Below are 22,150 nucleotides of genomic sequence, written 5' to 3'. Positions count from 1 at the left end.
GGCGGAGCCGGGTCGCGGCTCCGCCCGGTGAAGAAGGGCTATTCGGCGGCGAGCCTGGCGACGTCCGTGTCGCTCAGCGCACCCTGGTAGGTGCGTACGTCGTCGACGATCCCGGGCCAGTGCCCGGCGAACACCCCGTCGGTCATCGCGCGGCCGAGCTGGAGCGGCCCGGCGGAGTTCCAGGCGCTCGAGTGGTCGACCTCGGTGCTGGACACCAGCTGGCCGCCCACGTAGACGCGCAGCTTCCTGGCGAGCGCGTCGTACACGCCCGCGACGTGGGTCCATTCCATGGCGAACGGCGCCGCGTCCGAGCGGGTACGTGTCACCGGCGCGCCGTCGGCGTCGGCGTTCGCCATGCCGAAGGTCCAGCGTGGGCCCTCCGCCGCGTAGCCGAGGGTGAACCCGCTGGCCCGGGTGCCACTCTGGGACACCGCCGCCGCGTCGGCCGCCGGCAGCGAGTCGAGCTGGACCCACGCGGTGACGGTGAAACTGTCGTCGGTGCGTGCCGCCGGTCTCGCCGCCACGGCGTGGCCGGTGGTGCCGTCGAGCGCGAGACCGCCCTCCAGCCAGCCGCCGGTCCACGACGTGCCGGGGCCGAGGGTGAGCGGGCCGGTACGGGCGGCGGCGTCGGCGGCGGTCGTGCCGCTCTCCTCGTCCAGTGTCCAGTGGCCGGTGAGCGTGGCGGCGTGGTTGACCAGCTTCACCACCTCGTCAGAGGCCAGGGCCCGGTCGTGGACGCGAACCTCGTCCACCTCGCCGGGCCACGGGTCGGCCTCCCTGCTCTGATAGCGGCCCTGCCCGAACTGCACGGCCGTCGCCGGTCCCGCCCCGCCGTGGTAGGCGACGGGGCCGGCGGCGAGTCGTCCGTTGACGTACAGGTACATCGAGCGGGTCGCGGAGTCGTACACGCCCGTCAGGTGGGCCCACTGCCCCGCGACCGGGACGACCGCGGCGTTCTCCGCCCAGACGGTCTGCGGCGCGGCGCCCGGATGGTTCATCATGAACGCCCACGACTTCACGCTGCCCCGATACCCGAGCCAGAAGCCGCTGTTGACCTCCCCGTTCTGGCTGACGGCGGCCGCGTTGCCGGTGGGCAGCGACGACAGCCGCACCCAGGCCGAGACCGAGACGTTCTCCTCGGTGGGCGCGACGCCGCCGGTGGTCGCGGCGTACTGGCCGGCACCGGTGAAGCGCAGCGCCCTGCCCGCCCTGCCCTCGCTCCAGGCGGCCCCGCTGATCGCGGCCGGGCGGCTGCCCGCCGCGTCACCGGCCGTCGCACCGGAGCCCTCGTCGAGCCGCCAGTAGCCGGCCGGGCCGGTGCCGGCCCGCACGTTGAACACGTAGCTGCGGATCGGGCCCTGCTTGCCGGCGGCGTCCTTGCTGCGCACCGACAGCACGTTCGGGCCCTCCTCCAGCGGCGTGAGCCGGATCGTCGCCGAGCCGCCCGCCGCGCCGGCGCGCACCTCGGTGGCGGGGTTGGTGTTGAGCCCGTACAGGAACGAGGTCACGTCCGGCACGCCGTTCGCGCCGAAGGTGAAGGTTCCGGCACGGCCGAGGCCGTCGCCCCAGGCGTTCTCCGGGTACTGCGCGGAGGTGACGGCGGGCGGCTGGCCCGGTGCCGTCGTGTCCACGCCGATCTCGCACCAGGGGCTCCAGCCACTGGTCGCCCGGCCGTCCTCGCCGCGCACCCGCCACCGGATCACCGAATTGTCGGCGTAGACCCCGGCGGGCACGGCGACGTTGAAGGCGTTGCCCGAGGAGGCGGCCGGGGTGAGGAACTCGCCCTTCTTCGTCCCGGCGGCGTCGTACCACTCGAAGCGGCCCATCACCGAGTTGTCGCCGTCCTTGAGCTTGGCCCACAGCCTCGGGGTGGCGGTGCCGACCAGCGGCCGGGCGGTGCCGGACACGCAGGCGCCGCCCGGGTCCGACCAGGCGTCGGCGGCCACGGGGGCGGTCGGGATGGTGTTGTACTCGACGACGAGCGTGGGGTTGTTGCGGAACTTCTTCCACGCGTAGGTGTCGGTCTCGCTGGTGGCGCGCAGGCCGAGCGTGATGCTGGACCAGTTCTTGGACGCGGCCTGGACCGCCGCGGCGGTCGCGTCGAACTCCACGCCGCCCGCCGGGCACGAGGTGCTCCAGCCCTTGGCGACCGTCTGGGTGTTCAGCTTCGTGGTCCACGACGGCTGGTTGTTCCACGTCGTGGACTTGCTGATCCCGCCGGTCAGCCAGACCTCCACCGCCCTCTTGGTGCAGGACCAGGACCAGGTCTCGTACGTACGGAAGGTGGCCTTGATGATCTGCTTGCCGTGGATGGCGGTGCCGGTGTTCATCTGGAAGAACGACCGGTTGGTCTGGCCCGTCTCGTTCTCGTGCCCGACCCTGGCCACGTCGCTGGAGTTGAGGTAGTTGGTGGTCGGGTACTTCTTCCAGACCGACGTCCACGCGCCACGCGCCGCCGAGACCGCCGGGTCCAGGAAGACCGGATACCGGGTGGCCGGGTCGGCCAGCATGCCGCGGTCGGGCGTGAGGGTCAGCGTGCCGCCGGCCAGGTCCAGGCCCATCGCCTCGTGCCGGGAGCCGGGGTTCGGCCCCTCGCCGGGCTGGTTGGCCGCGGCCATCCGCCTGCCCTGCTGGTCGGCCGGGGAGTCCCACATCAGCGGGGTCGGCGCGGCGAACACCTCCGCGCCTGAGGCGTCCACGGCCCGCATGCCGCCGCCCTGGCCCTGGCGTACCGACAGGCCCTCGGCCTTCACCCCGAAGCGCAGCCGGTCGAGGGCGCCGCTCAGCGCGACCTGCCTGCTCTTGACGACCAGTACGTGGGAGAACCCGTCCACGTCGGCCGTCACCTGCAGATCGACGTCGGGGAGCACGTCGGCGTAGGTGGCGGTGGCGCCGTCCAGTACGGGCTCCGGCAGCGTGGCCGGCCAGGTCAGCGCCAGCGACTTGGCGCCCCTGGCGACCTCGGCCATCGGGGCGTCCCCTCCGCCGGAGAAGCGCAGGTCCACGGCGGTCGCCCCGGGGGCGACGGAACCGTCGGGCAGGCGGCGCAGGGTGGTGTCGACCGGGGTCCACCGGCCGTCCTTGCGTACTCGGATCGGGCGGGCGTGCTGCTCCATGACGAAGCCGCCCGCGGGTTCGGCGTAGACGGTGCGCGTCTCGGTACGCAGGGAACCCACCTCGACGCGGTCCCCACTCTGCCGGGCCGCCGCCAGGGCGCCCTGCTCGGTGGCGGTGTCCGGCGGTTCCTGCCGGTGCTCGGCGGTGGCAACGGGCGTACGCGCGGACGCCGGTTGAACCATCACGCCGGGCAGAAGAAAGGCAGCCGCCGTGGCGGCTGCCGTGAGATAGGTGACGGGCGAGTTACGGCGACATAAGCGGACGCCTCGGGGACGTCGCGCCGCAGTTGTGGTCCTGACCCGGGCCATCGTGCCTCCGGTGACGCTCCAGTAGCCGGGGGAATTGAGCGCCAGTCTGAACGGGCCCGCCGCGGTGATCAATCTTTTGCTCACACTAATGAGCAGAACCCTCTCCAACCACTCCGCATGTTACATTGTTACCATGGTAACAGTGGAACGCACGCAGACCGGCCTGCGGATCGAGAAGAACGTGCTCAAGGTGCTCAAGGGACTGGCCGAATACCTCGACGTCTCGCTCGGTGACCTGGTGGAGGGCATCGCGCTGCACGCCTTCGACGGCAAGGCCCCGTTCACCCCCGCGACCCTGGACAAGGTCGAGCAGCTCAAGGCCGTGTACGGCCTGACCCTGACGTCCGCCGACGCACACCGGCTGACCGAGCGATGAGCGGCGCGCAGTACACGCTCACCGGGCGACTGCCGGTCGCGCTGCCGCCCGAAGAGGCGCTCGGACTGTTCACCCCGCGCGGCGAGGAGCAGTGGGTGACAGGGTGGCAGCCTCGTTTCCCGATGGACACCGGCGACGACTCCGCCCCCGGCACGGTCTTCGAGACCGACTCGCACGGCGAGCTGACCATCTGGGTCGTGGTCGGGCGGGAGCCCGGCCGACGGATCTCGTACGCGAGGACGACGCCCGGCTCCCGGGCCGGGACCGTCACCGTCGAGGTGAGCGGTGACGGTCAGGGCGGCAGCACGGTGCTGGTGACCTACGAGCTGACCGCGCTCACCCCGGAGGGCGAAGGGCCGCTACGCGAGTTCGCCGGGCACTATCCTGGCTTCCTGCGGTCGTGGGAGACCGAGATCTCTCGCCATCTCGGATCCCGATCGCCGCACTCCTCCTGAACGTCAGCGCTTGAGCGGCCACACCAGCATCCGCTCCTCCGGCCCCGGCGCGATGACGTGGCGGTCGTCCGCCGCGAAGGCCCTCGAGTACACCTTCTCGGCGGGCTTGGTGAGCGGGGTGCGCGCCGTCAGGTCCCACAGGCGCGTGTGCCCGGTGTCGTCGAGTCGTACCGACACCAACGCGAGAGTCCGGCCCCGCACCGTGGCGATGGGACCGACCCAGGCGCTGTAGAGACCACCGGCCGCGCTGCCGGCGTCGATGGGCGGCACGAGGTCCGCCCCGGTGAGGGGGTCGAGGACGCGGATCATGGCGCTGTCCTCACGGGTGGCGAACAGGGCGGGCCGGCAGCCGAACAGGCCCACCCTGCCGACGTGGAAACCGCCGGTACGCCGTTCCCCGGGCAACGGCGCGACGGCGAGCGAGGAGACGCGCTGCTTGGTGGCGACGTCCCAGACCTGCACCTTGCCCGAGGGCCTGGTCGCGACCGCGACCGCCTGGCCGCCGACCGACGACAGGGACGTCTCCACGTTCGAGGACATCGGTCTGGGGCCGAGGTCCAGCGTGTCGATGAGCCGGCGGCCGGCGAGATCCGTGGTGTGGATGATGAGCCGGCCGCCCGACTGCGTGGCGGTCAGGATCAGCGGCCTGCCGTCCCGCCGCACCGCGACGAGCGACCCCAGCGGGGCCTCGTCTCCCGGTTGCCGGGGAACGGCGACGCGGGCGAGTTGGGTGAAGTCGCGCAGGTTCCAGACCGTCAACCGGTCCGGCCGGTCCGCCACCACCGCGACCGGGATGCCGTCGACCTCCGTCACCGTGACATATCCGGCGTACTCCCTGGCCGCCCCCGCCGCCGGGCCGCCGAACGGCGCGCCGACCGGGCGACCGGTGGCGGCGTCCCAGGCGCGCAGCGTGCCGTCGTCCTCGGCCGTCACCGCCAGGGATCTGCCGTTCACGTCGGCGAGGGCGGCGGTTTCGACGCCGTTGACCGGCCCCGACGGCGAGGGCGGGCCGATCTGCCGGTGGGTGCGCAGGTCCCACAACCGCACCGTGTTGTCCTCGCTGCCGCTGAGCAGGACCGGCGCCCCCTTCAGCCGCCCGGTGGCCAGCGCGGTCACCGTCCCGCCGTGGCCGGCCAGCGTCGCCAGCCTGCCGCCGTTGCCGGGATCCCAGAGGGTCACCGCGCTGGGGACCGCCCTGGTGAGCACGTGGCCGTCGTGGTTCTCCTCGCCGGCGGCCAGTACGGCCGGCTCGCCGGACAGGGCGGCTGAGGCGAACTCGTCAGGGTTGTCCGGCACGCCCCGGGATATCGTGACGGAGCGGGGTTTCTGGGAGTTGAGGTCCCACTGCAGGATCCCCTGGTAGGTCCGTACGAGCAGGACGGGGACGCCGCCTATGTCGGTGATCCGCATCCAGTCGGCGGAGGCGTACTCGTCGTTGATGAAGAACTCGCGGCCGATCCTGCGGCGGGTCGTCAGGTCCCAGATCCGGAAGGGCGCCTCCTCGCCTTCGTAGGCGACCAGGATCGGCCGGCCGTTCATCCGCCCGACGGCCATGGCCCGCACGCCCGTGGTGACAAGGGTGCCGATCAGGGCACGCGTACCGGGATTCCAGATGCGTACCGTCCTGCCGTCGCTGACGAACAGCGCCTGGACACCGCGGTAGTCGCCCAGCGCGTAGACCGAGTCCTTCGGGAAATGCAGCACGATCCTGCGCGCGGCGAGGTCCCACAGCCGCCCGCCGGAGTCTCCCGTGGTGAGCACGCCCGCGCGTTGGCCCAGGGGCACATAGGTGGCGGCGGTCCCGGGCAACGGCTTGGCGGCGGGCGCGAAGCCCGGCAGCGACCAGAACCGGACCGTGCCCTCCACTCCCGCGGAGATCGCGACCGGGCGGCCCTCCAGCAGGCCGAAGTCGACCGTCGTGACGTCGCTGTGCCCGCCGCTGTCCAGGGCGTACGAGGTGGACACCCGCAGGGGTGTGGGCGTGCTTTTCGTGGTCGAGCAACCGTCCGGGGCCGCCCACGCGGGCGTGGTCGTGGGCGGGGTCGTGGGCGGGGTAGTGGGCGCCACCGGTTTCGGCGCCGGGGTGGCGGAGCAACCGAGGAGCGGCGCGCACAGCAGCAGCACCGCCGCCCAGCGCCCGATCGATGCCATCCGCCGGCCACCTCCCTGTCCGATGACCGGGCGGGACGAACCCGGCCGACCGGAGTTCGAAACGTTCGAGCTTGAGCGCAACGATAACGCCCGCGTCGCCCATGCGCCGCCGATCGGCCACGCGCCCACGGCCTACCTGGTGTCACCGCTGATCACGGTGGGCATGATCAGCACCGACATCGCGGCCCGGGGTGCCGTCGGAGGGGGAGACAGATGAGCAAGAACGCTGGCCTGATCACCTTTGCCAGCGATTGGTCCGTCGGCGAGACGATCGACCGGCTCCAGGCGGCCGTCACCGCCGCGGGCCTCCAGGTCTTCGCGCGGATAGATCACGCAGGTGGAGCCGCCCAAGCCGGAATGCCGCTTCGGCCGACCGAGCTGCTGATCTTCGGCAACCCCCAGGGTGGCACCCCCTTGATGCAGGACCGGCAGACCAGCGGCATCGACCTCCCCCTGAAGGCTCTCGCCTGGCAGGACGAGGACGGCAACGTGTGGCTGACCTACAACGATGCCGCCTGGCTCGCCGACCGCCACCAACTGGGAGCAAAGAGCGAAACCGCCATCACGGCCATCGAAGCGGGCCTCGCGGCGGTGGTTCGCCAGGCGACAGGACCGGACGCCGGCGCATAGCTTGCCGCGATCACCGTGGCACTGCCCTGGTCGCGGACCCGCGGGGCTTCAGCGGCCGACGGCGGGCGTGAGGCCGACCAGCTTGGCCAGGAACCGATCGACCTGTTCCTCCAACGGCGGCCACGGCAGGTCGGGCTGGTTGACCCGCATCGACACGGCCCCGTGCACCGCCGCCCGCAGATCCAGTGAGACCACCGCGGCGTCGTCGGCCGGGGCCAGCCCGGCGTCGATGCACCGCTGCACCGCCGCGGTGGTGCGCTCCGCCAGCTCCTGCTTGAACGACATGGCCACCCGCTGGTTGAGCGTGCTCTCGTGGAGCACCTTGTACAGGCCGGGATGGCGTTGCACCCACCTGCCCAGCAGCAGGACGCGGGCACGCAGCTTCTCCGCAGGATCGGCGGCGCCGGTCTCGGCCTGATCGACGGCCTCCACGAGCTCGCGATGGAACCTCTCCAGGGCGGCCAGTACGAGCGCGTCCCTGTCGGCGAAGTGAATGTACACCGAGGTCGCCGCGACGCCGACCTCCCGGGCCACCGCTCGCATGGACAGGGCCTGGTCGTCGCCGTGTTCGTCCAGCAACCGCAGGGCGGCGCCGACGATGTCCTCGCGCAGCCGCTCGCCCTGGCCGCGCGGGTTGCGGTCCCGCCTGCCCCCGGGAGAGCCGGCCGAGGCGGAGGTGGTCTGGTCCATGGCGGCCCATTGTAGGCGAGCGATCGTTGCACTACAGTCGTAGCGCTACAGCCGTACACATATGGAGGATTTCCATGAAGACCCAGGTGAAGGCACTGGACCCGGTGTTCGCCGAGATGAGCGCCGCCACCGACCGCCTGCTCTGGGACGAGATTCCGGAGCTGACCACGCGCGAGAAGGTCCTGCTGTGCCTCACCGCCGACGTCTGCCAGCAGACGCTCGGTCTGCCCTTCCAGCAGCACGTGACCATGGCGGCCGACTGCGGTTTGTCGGCCGACGACCTGCGGGAGCTGCTCCGCTTCGTCGCCTACGACAGCGGCTACCCCGCCGCCCTGGCGGCGCTCGCCCGCCTGACCGACCTGGAACGGGAGCACGCCCTGCCCGCCCCCACCGGCCAGGGCCACGAGGTCGACGCGGGCGGCACGGGCAGCCCGATGCCCGAGCCGATGCGGCAGGCCGTGGCCGCCCTCGACGCGCCGTTCGGCACGTACATGGACCTGCAATCACGCATGCGCGCCGGCATGCGGCTGCTGTCGGTCCGTGAACGCGCGTTCATCACGATGACCGTAGACGTGCTCTTCCAGACCCTTCAGGAGAGCTTCCGCGCCCATCTGACGCGCGCCCTCGGTGCCGGCGCCACACCGGAGGAGGCCCGTGCCGTCGTACGGTTCTCCGCGCAGTTCGGGATGACGAAGGCCTGGCGCGCCATGCACGTGCTCGACGCCCTGCTCACCGAACTCGGCACACCACCGGCGTGATCGCTCGACACGGCCTGGTCCGCGTGCGAGCGCCATAGCGGACACGTGAGAGGAGGGTGAGGCGGGCCTCACCCTCCAGTCGGTCAGAAGGCGAACTGCTCCCACGATCCCGCGCTGCCCGTCCGCCGCGCCCGAAGCATTCCGGAATTGGAGCCGGTGTAGTCGAGCTCGGTGGTCACATATGCGTTGGCGGCGACGGACTTTATCTGGCAGGCCGAACTGCAGCCGATGTAGAACCGTTCCCAGGGTCCCACGCTGGTTGCCCGCGCCCGAAGCATGCCATAGCTGGAGCCGGTGTAGCCCACCTCGGCGGACACATATCGATCGGCGGCCACCGAATAAATATAGTCGAACTGGCTGTCCCAGCAGATCGTGAGCTGTTCCCACGCGCCGGGGGAAATCGCGCGAGCGCGGAGCATGTTCTTCGAGCTGCCGGCGTAGCCGATCTCGACGGAGACTATGCGGCCGGCGGCCATGGACGTGAGATATCCCGAGTAACAGCTGGCGGCCATGGTCGTTGCGCCGTCACCGGAGGCCTTGCGAGCGGCGTCGCGCTGTTTGACGTACTCATGGAGGTTGATTCTCCCGCTGGCATCCGACGTCGAAGGCGGGGTGGGCGCCGTGTCGGCGACGGCCGCCGGCCCGGCGGTCAGGACGGTGGCCCCCATCGCCAACGCCATGCCGTACTTCTTGAGGGAATCCCTCAGACTCATGCTTACTCTTTTCTGCGATGACCAGCTCCCGTCAGGCGGCGGGAATTGGCAATCAATTCGGGGACCGATTGTTCTGGCACCGGAGCAGAACGTCATAGTGAATGCGTGCCAGTGCCCTGACGATTCGCGCCAGCGCTGTCCTGGGCACTTGTCCGGCGTACTCCGCGCCCGGACCGCACCTCGCGGTCCCGCCCTTCCACCCCAACCCGCCTCAGTGCCGCTTGGTGTCTCGGAGGAGCGCCATGACCAGGAAGGCGATGCCGGCCATCAGGACGGCGCTCACCACCGCGGTCAGGTGGAATCCCTGGACGAAGGCCGCGCGAGCGCTCTGCAGCAGACCGTACGACCCCGGCAGGCTCTCCGACACGGTCACCGCCGCGGAGAGGCTGTCGCGGGCGGCTTCCGGCACGGCCTGCGAGGACATCTCGTGCCGGTAGACCGCGGTGATGACGCTGCCGAGTACGGCGATGCCGAGCGCCCCGCCGAGCTGCGGCGCCGTCGAGGAGATCGCGGCGGCGGCTCCGGACCGCTCGGGCGGCGCGGAGCCGACGACCAGGTCGGTCGCCAGCGCCATCATCGGTCCGAGTCCAGCGGAGACGACGACCGCACCGGACACGAGCACGGCGAGCCCATCGGATCCATCGGTTCTGGTGAGGACGAGGTAGCCGGCGGCCGACAGCACCAAGCCCGCGCCGATCACTCCGGCGGCGCCGACCTTGTGCACGATCCTCGGCGCCAGAGTGGATCCGACGATCACGCCGATGGCCGACGGGGCCGTCCACAGACCCGCCTCCAGCGGTGACAGGCCGTGCACCAGCTGGAGGTACTGCGCGAGGGCGTAGTTGGACCCCCACAGGACGAAGATGCCCAGCGCCAGCGTGGCGGCCGCCACGCTGAACGCCCGGTTGGCGAACAGCCGGAGGTCGACGAGGGGCACGGCGAGGCGGCGCTGCCGTTGCAGGAACACGACGGCCACCAGAACCCCGGCCAGCACCGCGGCGACCGGTGCCGCCCCGAGGCCGTGGGCCGCGATCTCCTTGAGCCCGTAGATCATCGGCAGCACGGCTCCCAGGGACAAACCCGCGCTGACGACGTCGAGCCGGCCGGCCCCGGCGTCGCGATGCTCGGGCAGCAGCAACGGCACCACCACCAGTAACAGCGCCATGACCGGCACGGCCACCAGGAATGCCGATCCCCACCAGAACCGCTCCAGCAGCCAGCCGCCGACCAGCGGCCCGATCGCGGTGCCTCCGGAGACGCCGGCGACGATGATCCCGATGGCCACCGCCCGCTGCCGGGGGTGGGTGAACATCGACGTGGTCAGGGACAGCGTGGCCGGCATCAGGGTCGAGCCGGCGACGCCCATGAGCGCCCGGGCGATGATCAGGGTGGTCGCCGTGGGCGCGTAGGCCGCCAGGATCGAGGCCACGCCGTACGCCGCCGACCCGATGAGCAGCAGCCTGCGACGCCCGATCCGATCGCCCCAGGCGCCCATGGTGATGAGCGACCCTGCCAGCAGGAAGGCGTAGACGTCCACGATCCACAGCAGCTGGGTGCTGCTCGCGGACAGGTCCGCCGCGATGGCGGGCAGGGCGAGGTTCGTGACGGTCAGTTCCAGAGAGGCGAGCACGGCCGGTAACACCAGGACGGCCAGGCCGATCCATTCCCGTCTGCCGGCGGTCACTTCAGAGAGCTCGGTCATGGATCCCAGCGTGAAACCTCGACCATAGCCGAGGTCAAGTCCTAGCATCCGATCATGACCATCGCCAAGGAACTCACGGTCGGCCAGCTCTCGTCCCGGTCAGGTGTCGCGGTGACGGCGCTGCACTTCTACGAGGAGAAGGGCCTGATCCACAGCCGCAGGACCCCTGGCAACCAGCGCCGTTACCCCCGCGACACCCTTCGCCGGGTCGCCTTCATCCGGGTGGCGGTGCGGGTCGGCATCCCGCTCCGTATAGTCGCCGAAGCCCTGGCGACCCTGCCTGAGGGGCGTACGCCGACTCGCGAGGACTGGGCCCGGCTGTCCGCGGGGTGGCGCGCCGAGCTCGACCTCCGCATCGAGCAGCTGGTACGGCTCCGCGATGACCTGTCCGACTGCATCGGCTGCGGCTGCCTGTCCATCGACCGCTGCGTCCTGCGCAACCCTGACGACCGCCTCGGCAAGGAGGGCACCGGCCCACGCCGCCTGCTGGTCACCGAGAACAAGCCGCCTGCGAACGCCTGATGATCCGCCGTGTGCACACGCTCGGTCGCGACCCCCGAGGCACCCGCCCAGCGACCTACTGGGTCTCCGGCTGATCGGCGACCCTGAGCGCCGAGTCCGTCACCACCCTGAGATACGGGATCACCAGGCAGACGCACACCACGGCGAAGACCCCGAAGGCGAACCGGTAGCCGACGGACTGGGCCAGGACGCCGGCGATCAGCGCAGCCACCGGCGTCAGGCCCCATCCGACCAGCCGGCTCGCCGCGTTGAAGCGGCCGAGCAAGTGGTCGGGGACCGACGACTGGATGATGACCCGGGAGTTGACCGTCCACATCGTTCCCCCCACGCCGGCCACGAACGCCGCTGCCGCGATGGGCACGGCGCTGCTCGAAGCGGCGGGCATGGCGGCGGGGACGGCCACCAGCAGGAACGAGCCGATGATGTCGGCGAACATGGACCAGCGCCGGCCGAGAAGCCGGTTGATCGGCCCGGTCAGTATCGCGCCGACCACGCCGCCGGCGCCCAGTGCGGTCATCAGCAGGCCGAACTGGCGCTCGCTGAGCCCGAGCGGGCCCGACACCGCGTACGCCGGGATGATCGCCAGCCACGCGCTCCAGCACCCGGCCATCACCGCGATGAGGAGCGCCATCGTACGCAGCAGCCTGGTACGCCACAGGAACCGCAGGCCGTCCTTGATCTCGACGCTGACCGACCGGCGTTCCTGTCCCGAGTTGACCGAGAAGTTGCCGACCAGCAGCAGGAGCAGCACCGCGCCGAGCACGTAGACGACGCCGGTCGCGCCGAGCGCGAAGGCGAAGCCGGCGGCGACCAGGAAGCCGCCGAGCGGGGCGCCGAGGAAGCCGTTGCAGAGGTATTCCATCGCGGTGACCCGAGCGGTGACCGTCTGCCAGCGGGAGCGCGGCACCGCGGACGGCACGATCGAGGCGGCCGAGGTCAGGGCGGTCACCTCGGCGACGCCGAGCCCGAAGGCGATCACGTAGATCAGGGGCAGGTTGACCACGTCGGTGAGCACGGCGCCTAACAGGACGGCCATCGCCGCGATCCGGGTGATCTCTGCGCAGATCATCAGGGTGCGGCGGTTGAGGCGGTCGACAAAGACGCCGATGTGCAGCGCGGTGGTCAGCCACGGCAGCGTGATCAGCACCGCCACGGCGGCGACCAGGGCCGGGGAGTCGGTCAACCGGACGGCGAGCAGCGGCAGGGCGATCTTGGTGACCGCGTCGGCGAGGTTCGTGAAGATCGTGAACGCTATCAGGATCCACTCGTTCCGCCGCGGCATCATCGCGCCGTTCCCGACCGCCCCAGACAGCGCCCCGGACAGGGCTGCGGGCGGCGCGGTGGGCGGCGCGGTGGGGGGCGGTGGGCGGCGCGGTGGGCGGCGCGGTGGGCGGCGCGGTGGGCGGCGCGGTGGGCGGCGCGGTGGGCGGCGCGGTGGTGGTCGTGCCCTGGTCAGGGCCGAGGTTCTCTTCCTCCGGCACCGCCCTGCCCGCGCCCGCTCTCGACGATGGTTGCGACATCGACCCTCCGGCACTAACCAGTACACAGCGCTAACCGGTTAGTAGGCTCCAGCAGTAAGCTTGCCCGTGTCAAGTCGGCCCAGGAGGTGGTGATGAGCAGCGGTACGCATCCCCTGCCGTCCGAGCTGGCCCCTGTCCTGTCCTTCGTCAATTCGGTGGACATCGAGCTCGGCACGGACGAGTGGGCCGCCGGTCCGCCGGCTCTCGGGGCATGGCTGGAGCTCAACGGACTGCTGGATGCCGGCGTACAGGTGACGTCGGCCGAGTTCGACCTGGCGCGCGATCTTCGCGCCGGCATCCGCGCGATGGCCCTCGCCAACAACGGCGTCCCGGCGGAGCCCGCCGTCCTCGACGACCTCCGGACGGCGCTCCGAGCCTTTCCGCTCACCCTCCGGCCCGACACCACCGGCGGGGGCGCGCTCGCCGGCACCGCCGAGGGTCCGGTCATGGCGGCGCTGGGGGTCGTCGTGGCGGGTTATGCCACGGGCCTGCTCACCAGCGCTTGGTCCCGCATACGGCAGTGCCCGGCCGGCGACTGCGCCTGGGTCTTCTGGGATTCCTCGGCCAAGGGCACGAGGCGCTGGTGCAAGATGCAGGTCTGCGGCAACCGCGCCAAGGTACGCGCCTTCGCCGAGCGCCGGCGCGCCACAGAATCCACAGGCGGTTAACCCTCACGCGCAGGTGTCTCCACCGATCGCACGTTCAGTCGGGGAGGGTGTCGGTCCATCGCGCCTCGATGGTCACCGGCTTGCTCACCCCGAAGGCCACCCCCCCGTCGGCGCTGACGAAGAAGTTGGTGTTCCGCACCCGAGAGGTCGCCGGATCGACGACCAACCGCAGGGGTGAGCGCTCTGGGGTCTCGGCGTGGGGGTCGGGGATGAGCAGCCCCTGCCCGCCGTCGACTGCGCCGAGACTCTCGACTCCGGGATAGGTGGCCAGCGCGCGGAAGGCCGCGGCTCGGACCGCAGGCGGGGCGGGAAGTTCCGAGACCAGGGAGACCAGGCCGTACAGGACCGAACGAGCACGTCCGGCGGCGTCCAGCGCACCGGCGGAAGTCCTGACGTCGTCGTGCCTCAGCCGGTCGCTGATCCAGTCCTGCAGCGCGGCAGGTTCGGCGGGCAGTTCGTGGAGTTGCTCGAAACCGACCTCCAGGCCGCCCAGCCGAAACGGGACGGGCGGACCGCCCAGCTCGACGACCTCGCCGGCCGTCTTCGTTCCCCTCATCCAGCGGCGACCGTCGCGAGCGGTCCAGCTTTCGCCTCCGGCACTGTCGCCCGAGCTGATTTTGACGAACCAGTAGGTGCCCGGGCCTTCCCGTTGGAGCTCCGCGGTGGCGGCGGCGGCAAGCAGAACCTGATCGGCCGTCAACTGAACCGACGCCGACGGCGGGCCGTTCGGAACGGCGGTGGGCGCGGCCGTACTGGAGATGACCACGGCTGCGGCGGCAGCGGCGGCGGCCAGGCTCATGCCGGCTGCGAGCCGGCCTGTTCGACGTGAGCGCCGGGGGCGGCTTATCCGCTGCTGGAGCCGGCGCAGGCTGCGCCCGGCGGCCTGGGGGGAAGGTTCAGGGGCGGCCAGCAGTGTGGCGAGGGTCTGCAGGTCATCCATGGATGTCCTCCTGTTCGACAACCTTCTGGAGTTTGAGGCGGGCGCGGCTGAGCCGTGAGCCCACGGTGCCCGGGGAAATGCCGAGGGCCTCGCCCACCTCCTCGTAGCTGAGCTGGGCGAGGGCGATGAGCAGCAGTACGTCGCGTTCGCCGGGTGACAGTTCGGCCATGGCCTTGGCCAGGTGCGGCTGCATGCGCTGGGCTGTCACGGAGGTGACGACGCGGTTCTCGGGTCCTTCGGCGTCCGGTTCGGGCGTGAGCCGGCTCAGCGCCGCGTAGTGCCTGGCCTCCTTGCGGCGGTGCCGGGCTATCAGGTTGGTGGCGATGCCGAACAACCAGGGCCGCAGACCGCCGCGTCCCGGGTCGAACCGCTCACGCTGGTCGAAGGCCGTCAGGAAGGTTTCGGCGGCTATGTCCTCGGCCGACTGCGCATCCAGTCGTCCGGCGGCGTAGCGGTAGATGTCCCGGAAGTAGCGATTGTGCACGACCGTGAACAGTTCCGGCTCCGATCGCAGGCGGGCGTCAAGATCGGCATCGGTCCCTTCCGCGCTCGCGTTGGCGGTCACGTCGGTGTCTCTGTCATCGGCGGAGGTCTTCCTGGTCGGGGAATCGGCCGTCGACCGTACTTCGCCGCAGCCGCCGATCGTCTTCCCGGCAGGTCAGCGGCCCAGGCCCTGCCTCGCCGGACCTCCTTCGGCGGGGCTGAATGTATATCCGCAGGTTGGGAAGCGTCCGGTTAGGTACGGACAGCAATCGGCCGATCACAGGAGTCCGGGGGTGAGACGGTGGAGTTGACCAGGAGGCAGTTCGCGCGCCTGACCGTGGGCACTGGGGTCGCCGTCACCGGCTTGGGCCGCGCCGCCCCACTCGACAGGGCGAGGACCCTGGCCAGGTGGGTGGACGCGGTGCCGCGCCTGCCGGTGCCGCAGCCGCGGCGGTCGGTGTATTCCGGGGCGGACTACTACGAGCTGACGATGCTGCAGTCCCCCTGGCGCTTCCACCGTGACCTGCCGGCGGGGCAGGCCTGGGGATTGTGGGCGGCTGCGGAGGACGGGCCGGTCGGCCTGGGCTATCTGGGGCCGACGCTGGTGGCCCGGCGGGACCGCCCGGTGGTGGTCCGCTACCGCAACCATCTTCCCGCCACACACCTGCTGCAGTCGGCGGTCGACGTCACCTTGTGGCGCAACGTCCCCGGAGACCCACCCGACCCGCCAGGCGGCCGGATGCCACAGAACTTCCCCACAGGCAGGAACGTGTGGGCCGTCCCCCACCTGCACGGCGCCTTCAACCCTCCGCAGTCGGACGGCTATCCCGAGGCGTGGTTCACGCCGGACGGCCTGCACGGCCCCGCCTACGCCAGCCTCCAGGGCGCCCGCCCCAACGAGGCCGTCTACGCCTACACCAGCCGCCAACCGGCCACCATGCTCTGGTATCACGACCACGCGATGGCCATCACCAGGCTGAACATCTACGCCGGGCTGGCCGGCCTCTACCTCATCCGCGACTCGTTCGAAGACGGCCTGCCGCTGCCGTCCGGCGACTTCGAGGTGCCGTTGATCCTTCAGGATCGCAACCTCACCTCCGGCGGCGCCCTGTCCTACCCCGACAAAGGGCCCACTCCCTACCACCCCAAGTGGAACCCGAACTTCTTCGGCGCCGTCCCCGTGGTCAACGGCAAGGCCTACCCCTACCTGGCCGTCGAACCACGACGCTACCGGCTGCGCCTCCTCAACGGCTCCAACCAGCGCTTCTTCCACCTGTGGTTCCAGGACGGCGGCACCCGGAGGCCGTTCTGGCTGATCGGCACCGACGGCGGCCTCCGCTCCGCGCCACTCCGGCTGACCAGCGTCCTGCTCGGCCCGGCGATGCGGGTGGATCTACTCCTCGATCTCACGGGCGCGCCGCAGGGCACGCGGATCACGATGATGAACGACGCCGCCACCCCCTTCCCACAGGGCGGCATGAACGTCCCCATGCCCGAGATCATGCAGCTCCAGGTACGCAAGGCTCTGTCCGGCCGCGACCTGAGCGTGTCGCCGGACCGCCTGTCCCTGCGGCCGATCGAACCGCTGCGACCCACCTCCGGCCTGCCCCGACGGCAGTTCGTCATCACCGCCAACCGCGACGCCCATCACAAGTCCACTCACCTGGCCATCAATCAACGGCTCTTCGACGACCCCGTCGAGGACTTCCCCAAAGTCGGCACCACTGAGATCTGGGAGTACATCAACACCTCCGGCGACGGCCATCCCATGCACGTGCACCTTGTCCAGTTCCAGCTCCTGAACCGGCAGCGCTTCGACGCGCCCGCCTACCTGAAGGCCTATCAGGCGTGGATAGCCCGGGGCCGCGTGCCCGCGACCAAACCCGCGCTCACCCGCTATCTCAACGGCCCGGTGACACCCCCGGCAGCGGAGGAGGAAGGCTGGAAGGACACCATCGTCACCCCTCCCGGCATGGTCACCCGGATCGTCCTGCGCTTCGACGTACCCCCGCCCATCGACGGCATCCCCGGCACGCGCACGTCATTCCCCGCCACCTACATCCAGCACTGCCACATGCTGGAACACGAGGACAACGAGATCATGCGCCCCTGGCAGATCATCTCGTAGCCCCGGTGACCTCGCCGGCCCGTCGGCGTCCTGGATGGCCTGGATCAGTGCGATGGTGGCGGGTGGATCGGGTGGATCGCCTTAGGTGACGGCGTAGAGCCGGCGGGTGAAGCCGGTGATCTCGGTGGTGTGGACGTCGGGTCGGCGGGGGGCTCGCAGCGCGAGTCCGGGCAGGGTGGTGACGCCTTCGCCGGCGGCGACGAGGGCTTGCATGAGGCCCGCTAGGAGGCGGCGGGTTGATGGTCGGTGAGGCGGTCGAGGGCGGCGGCGGTGGCCGCTTCGGAGGCGAGGTAGACGACCAGCCGCAGCTCGTCGGGGTCGGGCAGCTCCAGGCTCTCGTACGCCAGCCGCAGCTCCCCCGCCTCCGGGTGCGCCCACCGCTCGACGCCGGTGCGCGCGGGCAGTGCGGCCGAGCCCTCGAACCGGTCGCGGAAAAGGACGCCAGCGGTGATCATCAGCTCCTCGGCGAGCAGCGCCGCGTGCGGGTCGCCCAGCGCGGCCGCGGCCCGCAACGCGGCAGCCCGCTCGTCGGCGACCGTGTCCCAGTCCGGGTGGGCGTCGTGCGCCCGCGGGTCGGTGAAGACGTAACGGACCAGGTTGGGCGGCTCGGCCTCCAGCAGCCCGGTCGGGCCGGCGAGCCGCGCGAACCCGGCCGTCCACGCGAGCAGGTCGCCGGGCCGGTTGGCGACCACCGCCGGCGTGGGCTCCAGCCGGTCGAGCAGCGCCTGCACGGTCGGGCGCACCGCCCGCGCCCGCGTCGTGGCGGCCCCGTCGCACACACCGCCGCCGCTGGTCTTCGCCAGCCGGTGCAGGTGAATCCGCTCGTCGCGGGACAGACCCAACGTCTCCGCGAGCGCGGCGAGCACCTGGGCGGACGGGCTGCGGTCGCGCCCCTGCTCCAGCCGGGTGAGGTAGTCCACGCTGACGCCGGCGAGCGTGGCCAGCTCGGCCCGGCGCAGCCCGGGCGTGCGGCGCCGGGTCCCGTTCGGGAGCCCGACCGCGGCCGGCGGGACCGCCTCCCGGTGCGCGCGTAGAAACGCGCCCAGCTCTGTCGTCCCCATCAACCGCGATTGTACTCACCGAGCCTGGCCCTGCCAGGGCTAGGGAAACCGCAGCCTGGTCCCGACCCGCCCGGCTCCGGGACGCTTGCAGGCATGAGCCCTTCACCGCCGGCACCAACCTGGCGGCGAGCGGAAGCTCACACCTCGACCGAGACAGAACCCAAGGAGGAACCCATGATCCAGATCGCGATCATTCTGGGCAGTACCCGCCCCGGGCGCCGCGTGGAGGACGTGGCCCGGTGGGTCGCCGAGACCGCCGGCCGGCACTCCGCCGTCAAGGCCGGGGAGGCCGTCCTCGAACTCGTCGACATAGCCGACTACGACCTGCCGTTGCTGGATGAGCCCGCGCCCGCGATTTTCGGTTCCTACCAGAACGCACACACCAAGCGGTGGGCGGCCACGATCGACAGGTTCGACGCTTTCGTGTTCGTCACCCCGGAGTACAACAGCGCCATCCCCGGCGCGCTGAAAAACGCCATCGACTACCTGTACGCGGAATGGAACGACAAGGCGGCCGGAATCGTCAGCTACGGGGTCTTCGGCGGCACCCGCGCCGCCGAACAACTACGGCAGACCATGGGCGAGCTCAAAATCGCCGACGTACACGCCCACGTCGCGATCAACCCGTACCACGACTTCGACTTCACCGACTCCGAGGCCGGCGTCTGTGTCCCCGGCGAACGCCAAGAAACCGCACTGAACACCATGCTGGACGAGGTCCTCGCCTGGTCCCAGGCCCTGCGAGTGCTGCGGGAGCCCGCCGCGAGCGCCGGTTCCCGGCCCGGGCCGGCCTGATGCGCCCGCATCCCCTATGCGCCGACTGTCTCCACACGAGAAGAGACCGAGGATGAAGGTCAAGATATACAGCGATATCGCGTGCCCGTGGTGCCGTCTCGGCACGCACCAGTTTCACCGCGCCGTGGCCGCGGCCGGTGCGGAACCGGACCTCGAACTCGTCCACAGTCCGTACCAGCTCATTCCCGACGCGCCGGAAGAGCCCCGGCGGCTGATGGACGCGGTGGCCGAGATGTTCGGTCCTGAACAGGCTGAGGCGATGCTCACGGGGATGACCCGGCTCGGTGCCGAGGAAGGGATCGAGTACCGATTCGACCGTGCCATCGCGGTCAACACCTTCACCGCCCACCGGCTGCTGTGGCTCGCCCTGCGCGAGCACGGCGCCAAGGTGCAGGCCGCGCTGGCGACCGCCCTCTTCGACGCCTACTTCCGCGATGGCGTGAACGTCGCCGACCACACGCGACTCGCCGAGTTGGCCGAGCGGGCCGGCTTGGACGGCGGCCGAGTGCGGGACTTTCTCGCCTCCGGGGAGGGGGGCGCCGAAGTACGTGAGCAAGTGGCCGCCGCACGGCGGGAGGGCGTCACCACCGTACCGAGATTCGTCTTCGAGAACGGCGCGCTGATCGTCGGCGCGACCAGCACCGAGGCCCTCGTCGACGCACTCCGGCAAGCTGGCGGCCGATAAGGCACCCCGAGACCGCGCCCCGATCAGCGCGGTGACATCGAGCTCGGCCGGGCGAAGTGGCATAAAGTTATCAATAGGCATCAAACGATAGACAAATCACATAATTATTTCAGAGTATCCAATAGGCCCATAACGGAGAGCCAGAACCATTAGGCACGGCCGCCATGGACAGTCACTAATAACCTTGATAAGCTGCTTTCCCCGCAGCAGCACTGGCGTGGGATGAGATCAAGCCAAGGTAGGTCGCGACCATGCGCGAAGTGCTCATCTTGATCACTAACCGACCGGCGACTCCACCTTCTACCCCAGTCGCCGAATCGTGAAAAAACAGCGGGCACGGGCGGCGCTCGCAGCGACTGGAGCACTTGCCGCAGTCATCTTGGGCGTCACGACGAATGCCGTCTCAGAAAAACTTCCGTCAGAATTGACCGAAAATTCCCCGCTGGTTTGGGTGCTCTTCGCGGCTGCGGCCACGGCATGCCTGGGCATCGCCATATGGCAGTTCGGAGCACCGCTGGACGATGGTCCCACCGGTTACAAGGCGAGCGCCCGCCGTATCCATCGCCAGTTGATGATCCAGCGCCAGCGCATCATCTGGATCGATGGTGCTCTGGCGCACTCACTCGAGACGATATCCAAGATCGAGCTCGGGATCGAGAACAAGCCGGATGCGGTCCAAAGGCCCTGGACATTCGTCCTGCGCGAAGGGGGAAGCTTTCCGCAGAAGATCGACGTGCAGAAGTCGATCAGTGAAATCTTCGACCAGACGGGCGGCTCACTGCTCATCCTGGGCCACCCAGGCTCCGGAAAGACGACACTTCTCCTCGAACTCACCAAGGAGCTCCTCGATCGCGCCGAATCCGACAGCGAGCTGCCGATTCCCGTCGTCTTCAACCTGTCGACCTGGGGGCGTTCGCAGAAGGCTTTCGAGCAGTGGCTTGAGGACGAACTCCTGCGGCGTTACACCGTGCCGCGCAAGGTCGCTCGCGAATGGCTGAGCAACGACCTGATCTTACCGCTGCTGGACGGCCTGGACGAGGTCAGAATCGACAGGCGCGCCCAGTGCGTGAGCGTCATAAACCGGTTCACGGACAGTCGGGGGCTCTCCCAGATCGCCGTCTGCTCGCGCCTCGTCGACTACGACGAAATCGGTTCACGACTCAAGCTGAACTCCGCAGTCGCGATCCTCCCCATTCCGCCCGACCGCATCGGGGCCTACCTCGAATCCGCCGGGGATCAGCTGGAGGCACTGCGCGGAGCCGTCGAAGAAGATCACCAGCTTCGTGAACTCCTCACAACCCCGCTCATGCTGGTGGTCGCCACGCTCGCCTATCAGCACGGCTCTACCGCGGCGCTGCGGACGCGAATGGCCGGCGGCGACAGGCGCACCCATCTCATCGAGAGCTATATCCAACGTGCGCTGGACCGCCCATCCTCCTACGGCGAGTACGCATCGAAAGACGTCCTGCGCTGGCTCGGGGTCCTGGCCCATCAAATGCTCAAACACGATCAGACCGTGTACCACGTTGAGTGGATGCAACCGACATGGCTGACCGGTAAACCGCTCAGGGCGCTGGCCAATTGGACCTTTCCGGTCCTCCTCGCCTCCGCCGTCTTTCTGATCACCGGTTACACGATCGACTACGTCAACGAACTCGGCGCGCAGCTGTTCAAGAAGTCCAATGAGGTGGCCATCGGGGGAATTTCCTCCGGCTGGCTGACGGGACTGGCGATCGGACTCCTGGTCCTGATTTTCGGGCTCGATCACCAGATCAGACCGGCCGAGACCATCGCGTGGTCGACACAGGCCCTCAGAGCCAACGCACGACGTCAACTGCGCTCCGGCCTGATCACGGGAACCATCATCGCTTCCGCGGTCGGCGCCATCATGCAGGTGTGGGGGCTCCCGACCCTCATATTCTTCTTCGTGATGTTCGAACTGATCTGCGTGACCTTCTATCTTTTCGTGGGCGGTGTGTCACCGGCCCTGCGGGATCTGCATACCATTCCCAACGAGGGAATCAGACGTTCGCTCAGAAACGCGCTCCTGGTCGGGCTGCCCGGCGGAGTGCTGGTCGGCATCGTCACCGGATATGCGTTCGGTTCGGTCATGACGCTTCAGTTCGGTCTGATCGACGGTGCCGTCGCGGGCGGGTCGGTATTCCTGCTGACGGCCCTGCACGCGGGCGGGCGGGCGTGGTTTCATCACATGGCCCTGCGCCTGGCGCTGAGGCTGAGCGACCAGATCCCGCTTCGGTGGGTTCGCTTCCTGCAATACGCGACCGGAAACTACCTGCTGCAGCGCATCGGAGGCGGCTACATCTTCGTGCATCGGGTTTTCCTTGAGTACTTCGCACAGATGCATTCCTCGGCGGACACAGGAACGCCGGCGCCTGAAGGGCGCGAGAAAGCCATCGATGGGTCAGGCCAATAGTCAAGGGCGGGATA

Annotated in this window: 21 protein-coding genes; 11 read left to right on the top strand and 10 right to left on the bottom strand. The window is 70.0% G+C overall.

Annotation, left to right across the window (positions count from 1 at the left end):
* Positions 1–38: 38 nt before the first annotated feature.
* On the bottom strand, positions 39–3,299 hold the full coding sequence (locus BLS95_RS47585) for a LamG-like jellyroll fold domain-containing protein (RefSeq protein WP_090946237.1): 3,261 nt from the start codon (positions 3,297–3,299) through the stop codon (positions 39–41).
* A 268-nt stretch (positions 3,300–3,567) separates the two neighbouring features.
* Here BLS95_RS47585 and BLS95_RS47580 point away from each other — a divergent pair, with 268 nt between their 5' ends.
* The gene (locus BLS95_RS47580) at positions 3,568–3,801 is read left to right on the top strand and encodes a hypothetical protein (RefSeq protein WP_218136344.1); all 234 of its coding nucleotides are present in this window, start codon (positions 3,568–3,570) and stop codon (positions 3,799–3,801) included.
* Positions 3,798–4,256, top strand: coding sequence for an SRPBCC family protein (locus tag BLS95_RS47575; RefSeq protein ID WP_090946235.1), 459 nt, complete (start codon positions 3,798–3,800; stop codon positions 4,254–4,256). Before BLS95_RS47580 ends, BLS95_RS47575 begins: the two co-directional genes overlap by 4 nt.
* 3 nt (positions 4,257–4,259) lie before the next feature.
* On the opposite strand, the gene BLS95_RS47570 is transcribed toward BLS95_RS47575, so the two are convergent.
* Positions 4,260–6,407 (bottom strand): WD40 repeat domain-containing protein, encoded by a 2,148-nt coding sequence (locus BLS95_RS47570; RefSeq protein ID WP_176993781.1) that lies wholly within the window; start codon positions 6,405–6,407, stop codon positions 4,260–4,262.
* Between the two features lie 22 nt (positions 6,408–6,429).
* On the opposite strand from BLS95_RS47570, the gene BLS95_RS56405 reads away from it, so the two are divergent.
* Entirely contained in the window at positions 6,430–6,624 is a 195-nt protein-coding gene (locus BLS95_RS56405; RefSeq protein WP_176993780.1) for a hypothetical protein, read from the top strand.
* A complete protein-coding gene (locus tag BLS95_RS47560; RefSeq protein WP_090946232.1) occupies positions 6,621–7,037 on the top strand; it encodes a DUF302 domain-containing protein in 417 nt (138 codons plus the stop codon). The genes BLS95_RS56405 and BLS95_RS47560 overlap by 4 nt, the downstream gene beginning before the upstream one ends.
* A gap of 48 nt (positions 7,038–7,085) precedes the next feature.
* Here BLS95_RS47560 and BLS95_RS47555 read toward each other — a convergent pair whose 3' ends face one another.
* Entirely contained in the window at positions 7,086–7,727 is a 642-nt protein-coding gene (locus BLS95_RS47555; RefSeq protein WP_090946231.1) for a TetR/AcrR family transcriptional regulator, read from the bottom strand.
* A gap of 74 nt (positions 7,728–7,801) precedes the next feature.
* Between BLS95_RS47555 and BLS95_RS47550 the strand changes: the two genes are divergently transcribed.
* Positions 7,802–8,485: a carboxymuconolactone decarboxylase family protein gene (locus tag BLS95_RS47550; RefSeq protein ID WP_090946230.1), complete on the top strand. Its 684-nt coding sequence runs from the start codon at positions 7,802–7,804 to the stop codon at positions 8,483–8,485.
* Positions 8,486–8,568: 83 nt separating this feature from the next.
* Here BLS95_RS47550 and BLS95_RS47545 read toward each other — a convergent pair whose 3' ends face one another.
* Positions 8,569–9,198, bottom strand: a complete 630-nt coding sequence (locus BLS95_RS47545) for a fascin domain-containing protein (RefSeq protein ID WP_090946229.1) — start codon at positions 9,196–9,198, stop codon at positions 8,569–8,571.
* Positions 9,199–9,409: 211 nt separating this feature from the next.
* Complete coding sequence (locus tag BLS95_RS47540; RefSeq protein WP_090946228.1) at positions 9,410–10,900, bottom strand: MFS transporter; 1,491 nt, start codon at positions 10,898–10,900, stop codon at positions 9,410–9,412.
* Between the two features lie 54 nt (positions 10,901–10,954).
* Between BLS95_RS47540 and soxR the strand changes: the two genes are divergently transcribed.
* Positions 10,955–11,422 carry a redox-sensitive transcriptional activator SoxR gene (gene soxR, locus BLS95_RS47535; RefSeq protein ID WP_090946227.1) on the top strand — a complete coding sequence of 156 codons (468 nt, stop codon included), beginning with the start codon at positions 10,955–10,957 and terminating at the stop codon, positions 11,420–11,422.
* 55 nt (positions 11,423–11,477) lie between these two features.
* Here the strand turns inward: soxR and BLS95_RS47530 are convergent, their stop codons facing one another.
* Complete coding sequence (locus BLS95_RS47530; RefSeq protein ID WP_090946226.1) at positions 11,478–12,707, bottom strand: MFS transporter; 1,230 nt, start codon at positions 12,705–12,707, stop codon at positions 11,478–11,480.
* Between the two features lie 327 nt (positions 12,708–13,034).
* Between BLS95_RS47530 and BLS95_RS47520 the strand changes: the two genes are divergently transcribed.
* Positions 13,035–13,610 (top strand): CGNR zinc finger domain-containing protein, encoded by a 576-nt coding sequence (locus BLS95_RS47520; protein WP_090946225.1) that lies wholly within the window; start codon positions 13,035–13,037, stop codon positions 13,608–13,610.
* A gap of 34 nt (positions 13,611–13,644) precedes the next feature.
* On the opposite strand, the gene BLS95_RS47515 is transcribed toward BLS95_RS47520, so the two are convergent.
* Together BLS95_RS47515 and BLS95_RS47510 are read right to left on the bottom strand one after the other, a co-directional pair.
* Positions 13,645–14,550 carry a CU044_5270 family protein gene (locus BLS95_RS47515; protein WP_090946224.1) on the bottom strand — a complete coding sequence of 302 codons (906 nt, stop codon included), beginning with the start codon at positions 14,548–14,550 and terminating at the stop codon, positions 13,645–13,647.
* On the bottom strand, positions 14,543–15,115 hold the full coding sequence (locus BLS95_RS47510) for an RNA polymerase sigma factor (protein ID WP_090946223.1): 573 nt from the start codon (positions 15,113–15,115) through the stop codon (positions 14,543–14,545). Before BLS95_RS47510 ends, BLS95_RS47515 begins: the two co-directional genes overlap by 8 nt.
* Before the next feature lie 219 nt (positions 15,116–15,334).
* On the opposite strand from BLS95_RS47510, the gene BLS95_RS47505 reads away from it, so the two are divergent.
* On the top strand, positions 15,335–17,161 hold the full coding sequence (locus BLS95_RS47505; protein WP_218136343.1) for a multicopper oxidase family protein: 1,827 nt from the start codon (positions 15,335–15,337) through the stop codon (positions 17,159–17,161).
* Between the two features lie 81 nt (positions 17,162–17,242).
* On the opposite strand, the gene BLS95_RS59400 is transcribed toward BLS95_RS47505, so the two are convergent.
* Entirely contained in the window at positions 17,243–17,374 is a 132-nt protein-coding gene (locus BLS95_RS59400; protein ID WP_281250126.1) for a type 2 periplasmic-binding domain-containing protein, read from the bottom strand.
* 8 nt (positions 17,375–17,382) lie between these two features.
* A complete protein-coding gene (locus BLS95_RS47500) occupies positions 17,383–18,222 on the bottom strand; it encodes a helix-turn-helix transcriptional regulator (RefSeq protein WP_090946222.1) in 840 nt (279 codons plus the stop codon).
* A 174-nt stretch (positions 18,223–18,396) separates the two neighbouring features.
* On the opposite strand from BLS95_RS47500, the gene BLS95_RS47495 reads away from it, so the two are divergent.
* The 3 genes from BLS95_RS47495 (at position 18,397) to BLS95_RS47485 (ending at position 22,136) form a co-directional block, all read left to right on the top strand.
* Positions 18,397–19,017, top strand: coding sequence for an NADPH-dependent FMN reductase (locus BLS95_RS47495; RefSeq protein WP_090946221.1), 621 nt, complete (start codon positions 18,397–18,399; stop codon positions 19,015–19,017).
* A gap of 52 nt (positions 19,018–19,069) precedes the next feature.
* Entirely contained in the window at positions 19,070–19,702 is a 633-nt protein-coding gene (locus BLS95_RS47490; RefSeq protein ID WP_176993779.1) for a DsbA family oxidoreductase, read from the top strand.
* Positions 19,703–20,021: 319 nt separating this feature from the next.
* Positions 20,022–22,136: an NACHT domain-containing protein gene (locus BLS95_RS47485; RefSeq protein ID WP_143044207.1), complete on the top strand. Its 2,115-nt coding sequence runs from the start codon at positions 20,022–20,024 to the stop codon at positions 22,134–22,136.
* Positions 22,137–22,150 lie beyond the last annotated feature (14 nt).

This window comes from Nonomuraea jiangxiensis (genome assembly GCF_900099965.1).
In the GTDB taxonomy this organism is placed as follows: domain Bacteria; phylum Actinomycetota; class Actinomycetes; order Streptosporangiales; family Streptosporangiaceae; genus Nonomuraea; species Nonomuraea jiangxiensis.
The sequence above is the reverse complement of the archived record's forward strand: the minus strand, read 5'-3'. Positions and strand labels throughout refer to the sequence as shown.